Source organism: Pimelobacter simplex (assembly GCF_900114845.1).
Taxonomy (GTDB): Bacteria; Actinomycetota; Actinomycetes; order Propionibacteriales; family Nocardioidaceae; genus Nocardioides; species Nocardioides simplex.
The window spans coordinates 412,579-425,696 of the sequence record NZ_FOUK01000002.1; the positions used below are offsets into that span (position 1 = coordinate 412,579).

Annotated in this window: 15 protein-coding genes; 1 reads left to right on the plus strand and 14 read right to left on the minus strand. The window is 70.3% G+C overall.

Annotated elements, in window-relative coordinates; genetic code table 11:
* Positions 1-70 precede the first annotated feature (70 nt).
* Positions 71-1,411 (plus strand): Fic family protein, encoded by a 1,341-nt coding sequence (locus tag BM223_RS09590; RefSeq protein ID WP_038684090.1) that lies wholly within the window; start codon positions 71-73, stop codon positions 1,409-1,411.
* On the opposite strand, the gene BM223_RS09595 is transcribed toward BM223_RS09590, so the two are convergent.
* The 14 genes from BM223_RS09595 to BM223_RS09660 all read right to left on the minus strand — a co-directional run bounded on the left by BM223_RS09595 (position 1,387) and on the right by BM223_RS09660 (position 13,095).
* Positions 1,387-2,811: an MFS transporter gene (locus tag BM223_RS09595; protein WP_052138464.1), complete on the minus strand. Its 1,425-nt coding sequence runs from the start codon at positions 2,809-2,811 to the stop codon at positions 1,387-1,389. The two genes, BM223_RS09590 and BM223_RS09595, sit on opposite strands and share 25 nt — an antisense overlap.
* A 10-nt stretch (positions 2,812-2,821) precedes the next feature.
* Entirely contained in the window at positions 2,822-3,283 is a 462-nt protein-coding gene (locus BM223_RS09600; RefSeq protein ID WP_052138463.1) for a DUF2550 domain-containing protein, read from the minus strand.
* A gap of 7 nt (positions 3,284-3,290) precedes the next feature.
* Positions 3,291-3,710, minus strand: a complete 420-nt coding sequence (locus tag BM223_RS09605) for a F0F1 ATP synthase subunit epsilon (protein WP_038678124.1) — start codon at positions 3,708-3,710, stop codon at positions 3,291-3,293.
* Positions 3,711-3,712: 2 nt separating this feature from the next.
* Positions 3,713-5,167, minus strand: a complete 1,455-nt coding sequence (gene atpD, locus BM223_RS09610) for a F0F1 ATP synthase subunit beta (protein ID WP_038678122.1) — start codon at positions 5,165-5,167, stop codon at positions 3,713-3,715.
* Positions 5,168-5,200: 33 nt separating this feature from the next.
* Positions 5,201-6,115, minus strand: coding sequence for a F0F1 ATP synthase subunit gamma (locus BM223_RS09615; protein WP_038678120.1), 915 nt, complete (start codon positions 6,113-6,115; stop codon positions 5,201-5,203).
* Positions 6,116-6,117: 2 nt separating this feature from the next.
* The gene (atpA, locus tag BM223_RS09620; RefSeq protein WP_038678118.1) at positions 6,118-7,755 is read right to left on the minus strand and encodes a F0F1 ATP synthase subunit alpha; all 1,638 of its coding nucleotides are present in this window, start codon (positions 7,753-7,755) and stop codon (positions 6,118-6,120) included.
* A gap of 59 nt (positions 7,756-7,814) precedes the next feature.
* Positions 7,815-8,621 carry a F0F1 ATP synthase subunit delta gene (locus BM223_RS09625; RefSeq protein ID WP_038678116.1) on the minus strand — a complete coding sequence of 269 codons (807 nt, stop codon included), beginning with the start codon at positions 8,619-8,621 and terminating at the stop codon, positions 7,815-7,817.
* Complete coding sequence (locus tag BM223_RS09630) at positions 8,621-9,175, minus strand: F0F1 ATP synthase subunit B (protein WP_038678114.1); 555 nt, start codon at positions 9,173-9,175, stop codon at positions 8,621-8,623. The genes BM223_RS09625 and BM223_RS09630 overlap by 1 nt, the downstream gene beginning before the upstream one ends.
* Positions 9,176-9,210: 35 nt before the next feature.
* The gene (atpE, locus tag BM223_RS09635) at positions 9,211-9,420 is read right to left on the minus strand and encodes an ATP synthase F0 subunit C (protein WP_038678112.1); all 210 of its coding nucleotides are present in this window, start codon (positions 9,418-9,420) and stop codon (positions 9,211-9,213) included.
* A gap of 81 nt (positions 9,421-9,501) precedes the next feature.
* Positions 9,502-10,299 (minus strand): F0F1 ATP synthase subunit A, encoded by a 798-nt coding sequence (atpB, locus tag BM223_RS09640; protein ID WP_235319229.1) that lies wholly within the window; start codon positions 10,297-10,299, stop codon positions 9,502-9,504.
* A 16-nt stretch (positions 10,300-10,315) separates the two neighbouring features.
* Positions 10,316-10,555, minus strand: coding sequence for an AtpZ/AtpI family protein (locus tag BM223_RS09645; protein ID WP_038678111.1), 240 nt, complete (start codon positions 10,553-10,555; stop codon positions 10,316-10,318).
* A gap of 30 nt (positions 10,556-10,585) precedes the next feature.
* Entirely contained in the window at positions 10,586-11,032 is a 447-nt protein-coding gene (locus BM223_RS28885) for a hypothetical protein (protein ID WP_158510193.1), read from the minus strand.
* 70 nt (positions 11,033-11,102) lie between these two features.
* Positions 11,103-12,431 (minus strand): glycosyltransferase family 4 protein, encoded by a 1,329-nt coding sequence (locus BM223_RS09655; protein ID WP_082003623.1) that lies wholly within the window; start codon positions 12,429-12,431, stop codon positions 11,103-11,105.
* A complete protein-coding gene (locus BM223_RS09660) occupies positions 12,424-13,095 on the minus strand; it encodes an L-threonylcarbamoyladenylate synthase (protein ID WP_235319228.1) in 672 nt (223 codons plus the stop codon). The genes BM223_RS09655 and BM223_RS09660 overlap by 8 nt, the downstream gene beginning before the upstream one ends.
* Positions 13,096-13,118: the final 23 nt, after the last annotated feature.

Genomic DNA, 13,118 nt, shown 5'->3' on the forward strand with positions numbered 1-13,118 from the left:
AAGTTTCTCCCAGAGTTGGAGCAAAGGGGTTATGCTCCAAGAGTTGGAGAAACTTGGAGAAAGTTGGGAGATGCGACGACCGGCCCCCGCACCCTCCGACGGGCCCGACTCCGCGGTCTGGGAGAGTCCCGCCGACTTCCTGCGCGCCTTCGCTGATCACGAGGACACCGATCCGCGCTACCTGGCGTGGGACGATTTCAGGTTCCGGCGCGAGCCCGGCGCCCTGACGGTCGAGCAGCAGTGGTCCCTGGTGCGGTTCCGCAGGCGCAGCACCGCACGCGCACTGCCTCAGCTGGTCGACGAGCACGGCCACGCTTTCAGCTATGTCCTCGCCGACGAGGTCCTGCAGCTCATCGATCACATCCGGGGCGCGGCGAGTGGCGAGATCACCATCGCCGACGAGGTGACCCACACGGGGAGCCGCAACCGCTACATCGTCAGCTCACTGATCGAGGAGGCCATCACCTCGAGCCAGCTCGAGGGTGCCGCCACCAGCCGCATGGTCGCCAAGGAGATGCTGACCAGCGGGCGCTCACCGCGGACGCGGGACGAGCGGATGATCGTCAACAACTTCCGAGCCATGCAACAGGTCCGCGAGTGGCGCAGCGACGACATCACCCCCGACCGGATCCGCGAGCTCCACCGCATCGTCACCGACGGCACCCTCGACGACCCCGCTGCCGCCGGACGTCTGCAGGTGCCCGATGAGGACCGGGTCGCTGTCTGGTCCCCGCAGGGAGAACTGCTGCACTCCCCTCCCCCGGCCACCCAGTTGCCGGAGCGCCTCGAACGGTTGTGCCAGTTCGCGAACGGGCCGCGCCCCGGGGAGCCGTACCTGCCGCCGCTCCTTCGCGCGGTCGCGGTTCACTTCATGACGGGTCACGACCATTACTTCGAGGACGGCAACGGCCGGACCGCCCGGGCACTCTTCTACTGGGTGATGCTGCGCGAGGGATTCTGGCTGACGGAGTACCTCAGCATCAGCCGTCTCCTCAAGGCTGCGCCGAGCCAGTACGCCAGGTCCTACCTGCTCACCGAGACCGACGACGGCGACCTGACCCACTTCTTCATCTACAACCTGGGCACCGTGCGTCGGGCCATCGAGGCGCTCCACGAACACCTCGCCCGCAAATCCGCTGAGCTGCGGAAGGTCAAGGCCGCGATGGATGCGCGCCATGGCGAGTTCAACCACCGGCAGCTGACGGCGCTCGAGCATGCCCTCCGCAACCCGAGTGCGGTCTTCACGGTGCACAGCCACGCCACGACCCATCACGTCTCGGGTGAGAGCGCTCGCAAGGACCTGGCCGATCTTGCCCACCGCGGCTACTTCGTCCAGCGCAGATCCAGCAAGCACAACGAGTGGAGGCCCACGCCCGACCTCGCCGATCAGCTCGGGGCGCCGACCGCCTGACGGCGGCGGGGTTGCTCCGGGTTGCGGATCGTCAGGTACGACACCACGCCCCCGGCCGCCAGCAGGCCCGCGCACCACAGCATCGCCGCGCGGTAGCCGTCGTCGAGGGCGCCGGCCGCCTGGTAGTCCTCGCCCGACAGCCCGACCAGCAGCGGCAGCGCCGCCACCGCCAGCAGCGAGCCGGCCCGGGCGACGGCGTTGTTGATGCCCGAGGCGACGCCGGCGTGGTGGTCTGGCGCCGCCGCCAGGACGGCGGCCGTGAGCGGCGCGACCAGGAGCGCGAGGCCGAGCCCGAACACAGTGAGCGGCAGGCCGACGTCGCGCCAGTAGACGAGGTCCGCGCCGACCCGGGTCAGCAGCAGCGTGCCCACGGCGCAGAGCAGGGGGCCGAAGGTCATGGGGAGGCGGGGGCCGATCCGGGCGGCGAGCGCGCCGCCGCGGCCGGCGAGCAGCACCATGACGACAGTGATGGGCAGGGTCGCGACACCGGCCTCGAGCGGGCCGAGGCCCGACACGGTCTGCAGCTGGAGCACGACGAAGAAGAGCACGCCGCCGAGCGCGGCGTAGGTCAGCAGGGTCATCGCGTTGGCGGCGGAGAACTGGCGGGAGCCGAAGAGCGACAGGGGCAGCATCGGGTGCCGGCTGCGGCGCTCCTGCAGGCCGAAGGCGACGGCGGCGAGGAGGCCGACGACCAGGGCGAGGAGGGCGGCACCGGGCAGCGCCGTCCACTCGATGAGGGCGTAGGTGATGCCGCCGAGCGCCACCGAGCCGAGCACCGCGCCCACGACGTCGAAGCCGCGCACGGCGTCCGGATCGCGGGTCTCGGGGACCGCCCGGGCCGCGAGCAGGGTGAGCGCGGCGAGCGGCAGGTTGATCAGGAAGACCCAGCGCCAGCTCGCCGTCTGCACGAGCCAGCCGCCGAGGAAGGGGCCGACGGCGGTCGCGACGCTGCCGAGCCCGGACCAGGCGCCGATGGCGCGGGGCCGGTCGTCGGGGGCGAAGGTGCCCTGGATCATCGCCAGGCTGCCGGGCGTGAGCAGCGCGGCCGCGGCGCCCTGGGCCACCCGGGCCGCGATGAGCACCGGAGCGGTGGGCGCCAGGCCGCAGGCCACCGAGGTGAGGGCGAAGCCGAGCACCCCGAGCACGAAGATCCGGCGCCGGCCGAAGCGGTCGCCCAGCGAGCCGCCGAGCAGGGTCAGCGAGGCGAGGCTGAGCAGGTAGCCGTTGGAGACCCACTGGAGGTCGCCGAGGCTGGCGTCGAGGTCCTCACCGATCCGGCGCAGGGCGACGTTGACGACGGTGCTGTCGAGCAGCGCCATGGCAGTGCCCAGCGTCGCCGCGGCCAGGACGATCCGTCCGGTCCGCGACCCCAGCCCGACCTGCGCGCACGTCGGCTCCACGGAAGCCAGGCTACGAGGGTCCGGAGCCCTTGACCCGGTTCCAGTCGGTGCCGGGCGGGCGCGCCTCGAGCCAGGACTGGAAGCCGGTCAGCGAGGACACGCTCATGGCCAGCTCGACCGGTCCCTGCGGGGACTGGCAGCGGATCACGAGGTGGTCGGGGTACAGCGAGGCCTGCTCGGCACCCAGCGGCTCACGCCGGCCGTCGTACTTGAGCTCGTCGCGGCGCCAGGACCGCTTGGGCCGGCGCGACAGCGTGAAGACCCGGAACCACTCCAGCCGCTCGCCGGAGTACCGGCCCAGGCCGAGCACCCACCCACGCTCCGGCGTGTCCATCCGGTAGCGGTGGCTCAGCTCGAAGGTGCCACCGTTGCGGGAGAGCAGACGGCGCCGGACGATGAGTCCGGCGCCGTACAGCACACACAGGAGCAGGAGCGCGCCACACGCGTCGAGCAGCCACTCCCACCACGTCATCTGTGAACTACGAGACCTTCCCGCTTACCTTCTCCGCGGCCCGGATCCGGGCCTCGGCGTGGCGGACCCGCTGCTCGGCCTCGTCGCTCGAGTCGAGCAGGCGCTTGGCCTCCTCGAGGTCGACCTGGGCCTGGGACACCTCGATGTCCTCGCCCCGCTCGACCCGCTCGGCCAGGATCGACACCCGGTCGTTGGCGACCGAGAGGAACCCACCGTCGAGGGCAGCGACCAGCAGCTGGTTGGTGCCCTCGACCTGGATCTCGACGACGGAGGCCGACAGCAGCGACAGCGTCGGCGCGTGCCCACGCAGGACGCCGATGTCTCCCTCGAGCGTGCGCGCGATGACCATCGACGCCTCACCGGACCACACGGTCCGGTCGGCGGCGACGAGCTCGACGTGCAGGGTCGAGGCTGCGGACTCGGCCATGATCAGAGGCTCTTCTGGATCTCGGCCCAGTTGCGCTCGACGTCGTCGAGACCGCCGCACATGAAGAACGCCTGCTCGGCCACGTGGTCGTACTCACCGTCGGCGATCTTGTTGAACGCCTCGATGGTCTCGGCCACGGGAACAGTCGAGCCCTCGATGCCGGTGAACTGCTTGGCGACGTAGGTGTTCTGCGACAGGAACCGCTGGATGCGACGCGCGCGGGAGACGATGATCTTGTCTTCCTCGGAGAGCTCGTCGACACCGAGGATCGCGATGATGTCCTGGAGCTCCTTGTTGCGCTGCAGGATCTGCTTGATCCGGATCGCGCAGTCGTAGTGCGCCTGACCGATGTACTGCGGGTCGAGGATCCGCGAGGTCGAGGTCAGCGGGTCGACGGCCGGGTAGATACCCAGCGACGCGATCTCACGGGAGAGCTCGGTCGTCGCGTCGAGGTGCGCGAACGTCGCGGCCGGAGCGGGGTCGGTGTAGTCGTCCGCGGGGACGTAGATCGCCTGCATCGAGGTGATCGAGCGACCGCGCGTCGAGGTGATCCGCTCCTGCAGCGTGCCCATCTCGTCAGCCAGGTTGGGCTGGTAGCCCACCGCGGACGGCATCCGGCCGAGCAGGGTCGACACCTCGGAGCCCGCCTGGGTGAACCGGAAGATGTTGTCGATGAACAGCAGCACGTCCTGGCCCTGGACGTCGCGGAAGTACTCCGCCATCGTCAGGGCGGACAGGGCGACGCGCAGACGCGTGCCCGGCGGCTCGTCCATCTGGCCGAAGACCAGGGCGACCTTGTCGAAGACGCCGGCCTCCTGCATCTCGACGATGAGGTCGTTGCCCTCACGGGTGCGCTCGCCGACACCGGCGAACACCGACACACCACCGTGGTTCTTGGCGACGCGGGCGATCATCTCCTGGATGAGAACGGTCTTGCCGACGCCGGCACCACCGAACAGGCCGATCTTTCCACCGGTCACGTACGGCGCGAGCAGGTCGATGACCTTGATGCCGGTCTCGAACATCTGGGTCTTCGACTCGAGCTGGTCGAAGGCCGGCGCCTTGCGGTGGATGCCCCACCGCTCGTTGACCTCGACGGTCTCGCCCTCGGCGAGGTTGAGGAAGTCACCGGTGGCGTTGAAGACCTTGCCGAGGGTGGCGTCGCCGACGGGGACGGTGATCGGGCCACCGGTGTCGGAGACGCTCTGGCCACGGACCAGGCCGTCGGTCGGCTTGAGCGAGATGGCGCGGACCATGCCGTCGCCGATGTGCTGGGCGACCTCGAGCGGCAGGACGCTGGTCTCGCCGTCGAGGGTGATCTCCGCCTCGAGCTTGTTGTAGATGTCGGGCATCGCGTCGGTCGGGAACTCGATGTCCACGACCGGGCCGATGACCCGCGCGATCCGACCCACCGAGGCCGCACCGCTGGCGGTGGTCTCTTCAACCGTTGCAGTCATGTCTTACTCCGTTAGGTGTTTTCTCTGGTGGGGTCAGTCGTTCGCAGCCTGGGCGTCGGCGAGCGCGTTCACGCCACCGACGATCTCACTGATCTCCTGGGTGATGCCCGCCTGGCGCGCCTGGTTGGCGATCCGGGTGAGCTTCTTGATCAGCTCCTCGGCATTGTCCGTCGCGGCCTTCATCGCCTTCTGGCGGGCGGCGAGCTCGGAGGCCGCCGCCTGCAGCAGGCTGTAGAAGATCCGGCTCTGGACGTACTGCGGCAGCAGTCCGTCGAGCACCTGCTCCGGCGAGGGCTCGAAGTCGTAGAGCGGCAGCAGCTCGTCGGACTCCGGGGCCTCCTCGCCCTCGACGACCTCGAGCGGCAGCAGCCGGATCGCGGTCGGCTCCTGGACGAGCATGGAGCGGAAGCGGGTGGAGACCACGTGGACCTCGTCGACGTCGCCGTCCTCGCCCTGCTCCTTGAGGAAGGCCTCGATCAGCGTCGCGCCGATCTCGGCCGCCTTGTCGTACGTCGGCTGGTCGGAGAAGCCCGTCCACGCCTGCACGAACGGGCGACCGCGGAACTTGAAGTACGCCTCCGCCTTGCGACCGGCCAGGAAGTAGTCGATCTCCTTGCCCTCGTCGCGCAGCCGCTCGGAGAGGCGCTCGGCCTCCTTGAGCACGCTCGAGGAGTAGGCACCGGCCAGGCCGCGGTCGCTGGTGATGATCAGCACGGCCGCGCGCTTGGGGTTCTCCTCCTCGCGGGTCAGCGGGTGGTCGACGTTCGAGAACGTCGCCACCGCCGACACCGCGCGGGTCAGCTCACGGGCGTACGGCGCTGCCGCCGTGGCCCGCTGCTGCGCCTTGATGATCCGGGACGCAGCGATGAGCTCCATGGCACGCGTGATCTTCTTCATCGACTCGGTCGACTTGATCCGCGCGCGGTACTCACGCAGCGATACGGCCATGGTCAGCCCCGCTTCTGCTTGACGATCTGCTCCTGCTCGAGCTCGTCGTCGGCCAGCGCCTCGGCCTCGGGCTCGTGCCCGGCCTTGATGCTGCCGCCGTCGGAGGTCTCGAACTGGTTCAGGAAGGAGTCGTACGCGGCGACGAGGCCGTCCTCGTCCTCGAACTTCTGGGTCTCGCGGATCGCGGCGAGGAGACCCTCGTGCGAGCGGCGCAGGTAGTCGAGGAACTCGCTCTCGAAGCGGAGCACGTCACCGGTGGCGACGGCGTCGAGGCGACCCGACGTACCGAGCCACAGCGAGACGGTCATCTCCTCGAGCGGGTACGGCGAGTAGGCCGGCTGCTTGAGCAGCGCCATCAGCCGCTGACCGCGGGCCAGCTGCTGCTTGGACGCGGCGTCGAGGTCGGAGGCGAACATCGCGAAGGCCTCCATCGCGCGGTACTGCGCGAGGTCGACCTTGAGCGAGCCGGTGACGGCCTTCATCGCCTTGGTCATCGCGGCGCCACCGACGCGCGAGACCGAGATGCCGACGTCGATGGCCGGGCGCTGGTTGGCCGCGAACAGGTCGGACTGCAGGAAGATCTGGCCGTCGGTGATCGAGATGACGTTGGTCGGGATGAACGCCGAGACGTCGTTGGCCTTCGTCTCGATGATCGGCAGACCGGTCATCGAGCCCGCGCCCAGCTCGTCGGAGAGCTTCGCGCAGCGCTCGAGGAGCCGCGAGTGCAGGTAGAAGACGTCACCCGGGTACGCCTCGCGGCCCGGCGGGCGGCGCAGCAGCAGCGACACGGCGCGGTAGGCCTCGGCCTGCTTGGTCAGGTCGTCGAACACGATGAGGACGTGCTTGCCGTCGTACATCCAGTGCTGGCCGATGGCCGAGCCGGTGTAGGGGGCGAGGTACTTGAAGCCCGCGCTGTCGGACGCCGGGGCCGCCACGATCGTGGTGTACTCCAGCGCGCCGGCCTCCTCGAGGGCACCGCGCACGGAGGCGATGGTGGAGCCCTTCTGGCCGATGGCGACGTAGATGCAGCGGACCTGCTTGGTCGGGTCGCCCGACTCCCAGTTCTGCTTCTGGTTGATGATCGTGTCGATCGCGACCGTGGTCTTGCCGGTGGCGCGGTCGCCGATGATCAGCTGACGCTGGCCACGGCCGATCGGGGTCATCGAGTCGATGGCCTTGATGCCGGTGGCGAGCGGCTCGTGGACCGACTTGCGGGCCATCACGCCGGGCGCCTGGAGCTCGAGGGCGCGGCGGCCGTCGGTGGCGATGTCGCCGAGACCGTCGATCGGCTTGCCGAGCGGGTCGACCACGCGGCCGAGGTAGCCCTCGCCGACGGGGACCGAGAGGATCTCGCCGGTGCGGCGGACCGTCTGGCCCTCCTCGATCTTGTCGAAGTCACCGAGGATGACGACACCGATCTCGCGGTCCTCGAGGTTCAGCGCGAGGCCGAGCGTGCCGTCCTCGAACTCGAGGAGCTCGTTGGCCATGGCCGACGGGAGACCGCTGATGCGGGCGATGCCGTCACCGGCGGAGGCGACGGTGCCGACCTCCTCCTTGCTGGCGGCCGCGGGCTGGTAGTCCGCGACGTACTTGGCGAGGGCGTCGCGGATCTCGTCCGGACGGATGGAGAGTTCCGTCATCTCTGGTGCCTTCTCTCTTCTTCTGCTGCTGAAGTCTGGTTGCGGGTCGCGTTGCCGGGTCAGCCGGCGATCTTGCGGCGGGCGTCGTCCAGGCGGCTGGAGACGGTGCCGTCGATGACGTCGTCGCCGATCTCGACCCGGAGGCCGCCCACGACGGTGGGGTCGACGACGATGTTCAGGTGCACCGGACGGCCGTACTGCCGGCTCAGTGCCGTGGTCAGCCGCTGCTGGACCGCGGGGTCGAGCGGCCGCGCGGCGTGAACCGTCGCGACACCCTCGCCGTTGACCTGGGCTGCCGTGCGCTCGTAGTCCTCGAGCGCCGCGACCACCGTGCGGTAGGAGCCGGAGAGCGCCTGGCGGGTGAGCTGGACCGTGGCCGGCAGCGTCTTGCCGGCGAGCAGCGACTCGACCAGCCCGGCCTTGTCGGCGACCGAGCGGGTCGGGTCCGACAGGGCGTTGCGCAGGTCGCTGTTGGCGGTCACCAGCTGGCGCACGCCGAACAGCTCGTCGACCAGCGTCGACGCCTGCAGGCCCACCGAGCGGACCGCGGCCACGACACCGAGCTCCTCGAGCGCGTCGGCGAGGTCGCGGACCCGGGTCCAGCGCTGGCCGGCCGCCGTGGCGACGACCTCGAGCGCGGCCGGGTCGACCTTGCCGGCGAAGACGTCGCGGACGACGCCCTCACGCGCCTGCGCCGCCACCGACTGGTCGGTGGCGAAGCGCCGGAGCGTCCCCTCGGAGCGGAAGCTGGCCGCCGCGGCGAACAGGTCCCCGGCCACCGTGGCGGCCGAGCCCTCCGCCACCCCACCGACCCGGTCGGTGAGGGTGGCCATCGCCTCGGCGGAGGCGCCGCGGAAGGACACCATCAGGCGTCCTTCGCCGCGGCCTCGGAGGCCTCGAGGTCGGCGAGGAAGCGCTCGACGACGCGCGCCTGGCGCTCGTCGTCCTCGAGCGACTCGCCCACGATCCGGCCGGCGAGACCGGTCGCGAGGGTGCCGACCTCGGCGCGCAGCGAGGTGACCGCCTGCTGGCGCTCGGCCTCGATCTGCGCCTTGCCGTGGTCGAGGATGCGCGCGGACTCGGCCTGGGCCTGCTCCCGCATCTCTGCCACGATCGCAGCACCCTGCTCACGCGCCTCCTCACGGATGCGCGCCGCCTCGTGACGGGCGTCCGCGAGCTGCTTCTCGAGCTCGGCGAGCTTGGCGTCGGCCTCGGCCTGCTTCGACTCGGCCGCGGCGATACCGCCCTCGATCGCCTCGGTGCGCTCGGCGAAGGTCGCCTCGAACTTCGGCGTGACGAACTTCCAGATCAGGAAGAACAGGATGCCGAAGATCACCAGCGAGAGCACGAACTCGACAGGCACGAAGGCGAGCGGTCCGTGGTCGCCTTCCTCCGCGGCGGAGATCAGAAATGACTGCATGTGGCAGGCCCTTCAGTGACGAACTGTGGAGGTTGTCAGAGCACGAAGGCGAGCGCGATGCCGATGATGGCGAGCGCCTCGGCGAGCGCGAAGCCGAGGATCGCGATCGACTGCAGGCGGCTCTGCGCCTCGGGCTGGCGGGCAACGCCGGAGATGTACGCGGCGAAGATGAGACCGATGCCGACGCCGGGGCCGATGGCGGCCAGGCCGTAACCGATCATGTTGGCGGAGCCGTCGATAGCCATAGGAAGCACGGCTTGTTCCTTTCGGTTGTTTCCTTGTTGGAAAACTGTGGGGTGGGGAGGTCAGGCGGGGTGAGCGGGTGCTCAGTGCTCGTCGGCGAGCGCGCCCTGGATGTACATCGCGTTGAGCAGGGTGAAGACGTAGGCCTGCAGGAACTGGACCAGGATCTCGAGGAAGCCGATGGCGATCGCGAGGACCCAGGCCGCGAGACCCGAGACGATGCCGATGCCGCCGCCGTAGTCCTTGATCAGGTAGAGGCCGCCGGTGGCGAACAGCATGATCAGGAGGTGGCCGGCGAACATGTTGCAGAACAGACGCAGGGCCAGCGTGACCGGGCGGACGAGCAGGTTGGAGAAGAACTCCAGCGGCACGAGCAGCGGGTACATCACCGGGCTCACGCCGGACGGCACGCACTGGAGCTTGAGGTAGCCGACCAGACCGTGCTTCTTGATGCCGACGGCGTTGTAGACGACCCAGCTCAGACCGGCCAGCGCGTAGGCCATCGAGGCCCGCGAGAAGGTCGGGAACTGGATGATCGGGACGCTGGCGAAGAGGTTGTTGACCAGGAGGAAGAAGAAGACCGTGACCAGGTAGGGCACGAACTTGGCGAAGTCGTGGCTGCCGATGATGTCGCGGCCGATGCTGTTGCGGACCATGCCGTAGGCGCTCTCGCCGGCGAACTGCAGCTTGCCGGGCACCAGCGCGCCGCGGCGCAGTGCCAGGTAGAAGAACGCGAAGACCAGGATGGCGGCCAGCACGAGCTGGAACATGGGCTTCGTGATCGCCTGGTCGGCGATGTGGAAGAAGCCCGGAAGGTCGAAGTTGCCGGGCCCCGGAGCGTGGAACTCCTCGGCGGTGGGGGCGCTGGTCGCGGCGATCACCAGGTCTCCTCTGCGTTCACTTCAGCTTGTCCTGCTCGGATGAGTTCGGGGGTTTGGGCGGATCGATCCGGAACCGTGCTGCGGTCTGGTAGATCCCGAGGGCAGCGCCGAACAGGATTCCGACCGCAACGATGAAGTCGGTGCCCAGCCACCGATCCGCGAGCCAGCCGAGCAGGCCGTAGAACGCGACCCCGGCGGTGATGTAGCCGAACGCATGCCACGGATCGCCCTTGGGCTTCTCCTCGGGCTGACTCATTGCGCCCCGGACAATAGCAGTCGCGAGTGGTCATCGCGCACCGCCCTCGGGCCGGGCGACAGCAGGGCTGTCGAAGGCCGGGATCCGGGCCGTCGTGGCGAGCCGGATCTGCACGACCGTCCACACCAGGACGCCGGCGATGATGGCACCGCCGAGCCAGTTGCGGTCGAGCTCGCGGTCGAGCAGACCGGAGCGGCTGAGGGCCACGAAGACGAGCGCCATGAGCACCACCTGGAAGGTGTAGGTGACCAGGGCGAACAGCAGCGAGGCGGCCGGCATCAGGCGCGAGACGGCATCGACGGCGAGGGCGCCGAAGGCCAGGACGCCGACGGCGATCGCTCCCCCGACGGCAGCTCCGGCAGCGGCGCTGCCGCCACCGGCGACGGCGGCGACGACCACGACGACGCCCGCGGCGAGCGCGGACACAGCGGCCGCGCGCAGCACCACCGGTGGTGTCCTGGTGTCGGTCGTCAGCATTGGCGGCCGTCCTGCTCGGGTGCGTCTCGGGCGGACTCCGGAGGCGTGCTCCGGGAGTTCGTGAAAGTTATCACAAGGTGCCGGAAGGCTCCGAATCGGGGGCGGGTACGACGCTCCCGGTGGGCCCCGTGGCGCCTGCCACCGGGGTCGAGCGGACGGCGTCGGCCAGGTCGGCGAGCTCGCCTGGGGTGACCGCCACCGCGGGGCCGCCGGCCTCGTCGGTCGGCTCCGCGGGATCGGTCGGCTCGGTGGGCCCGGCGGGCTGCTCCCCCGGGTCGGCGAGGTCGGACGGGTTGTGCACGAGGGGCAGCGCGAAGGTGAGCGCGACGGTGACCGCGACCCCCGCCCCGAGCACCCACCACACGACCGGTCCGGTGAAGACCGAGGCGATGACGACGCCGAAGGCGATCAGCCCGGCCCACAGCCACATGATGATGACCGCGCGGCGGTGCGAGTGCCCGATCTCGAGCAGCCGGTGGTGCAGGTGCTGCTTGTCGGGCGCGAAGGGCGAGCGTCCGGCCCGGGTTCTTCGCACGACGGCGAGGACCAGGTCGCCCAGCGGCACGATCAGGATGGTGACCGGCAGCGCCACCGGGAGCAGCACCGGCAGCAGGCTGGAGCGGGCGCCGTCGGCGCCCTGGGTGAGGTCGCCGGGCGCGAACTGGGTGGTCACCGTGATCGCGCTGGCCGAGAGGACCAGGCCCAGCAGCATCGAGCCGCTGTCACCCATGAAGAGGCGGGCCGGGTGGAAGTTGTGGACGAGGAAGCCGACGCACGCGCCGGCCAGCGCCGCGGCGAGGAGCGCGCCGGTCACCGCCCGGGTGACGTCGTTGAGGTAGGTCAGCGAGTAGCAGAAGAGGAAGAGCGCGGAGGCGCTGATCCCGATCACGCCGGCGGCGAGCCCGTCGAGGCCGTCGATGAAGTTCACGGCGTTGACCGTGGTGACGACGATCAGCGCCGTGAGCAGCGCGCCCTGCGCGGTGTCGAGCGTGAGGACCTGGCCCTCGGCCTGGTAGAAGTACCGGAACTGGATGCCGGAGTAGACCAGGAAGCCCACCGCGAGCACCTGGCCGCCGAACTTCGTGAGCGCGTCGAGGTCGAAGATGTCGTCGACCACCCCGACCGCGCAGATCAGCGAGCCGGCCACGAGCACCGAGAGCGCGTCCTCGAAGAACGGGTTCTGCGAGCCGAGGAAGGGCAGCTGGCGGGCCACGAAGTACGCCGCCCACAGCCCGCCGAGCATCGCGAGCCCCCCGAGGTACGGGATGGGCTGGGCGTGCACGTCGCGGTCGCGGACCTTGGCGACGGCTCCCGTGCGTACCGCGATCTCCCGGGCGACGACCGTCAGGAGGTAGGTGACGATCGCCGCGACGAGGAAGACGACGAGGTACTCACGCATCGGTCGGCTCGGTCTCCACGCTCAGCTCGAGGTCGGCCAGGACGGCGTCGAGCTCGGCGACGCCGATCGCGCCGAGGCGGAGCAGGCGCGGCTGCTCGGTGGTCGCGTCGATGATCGTGGAGGCCACGCCGCCGGGCGAGGTCCCGCCGTCGATGACGACCGCGACGGCCTCGCCGAGCATGTCGATCGCCTCGTCGGCGTCGAGCGCGGCGGGCTGGCCGGAGAGGTTGGCTGAGCTGACCGCGAGCGGTCCGGTGCGGTCGAGCAGGGCCCGGGCCAGCTCGTGGTCCGGCATCCGCACGGCGACCGTGCCGCGCGTCTCGCCGAGGTCCCACTGCAGCGACGGCTGCTGGTGCAGGACCAGGGTGAGCGCGCCGGGCCAGAAGGCCTCGACCAGCGGGGCGACGTACGCCGGGACCCGCGCGGCGAGCGCCTCGAGCGTGCCCTTGGTGCCGACGAGCACCGGCGGCGGCATCTCGCGGCCGCGGCCCTTGGCGCCGAGCAGCCGGGCCACGGCGTCGGGGTCGAAGGCGTCCGCGCCGACGCCGTACACGGTGTCGGTGGGCAGGACGACGAGGCGTCCGCGGCGGACGGCACGGCTCGCGGCGTCCAGCGCCTCCTCGCGCTCCTCGTCGGTCTGGGTCGGGAACCGCTCGGCAGTCACGCTCTCCATCCTCCCACCGTGGT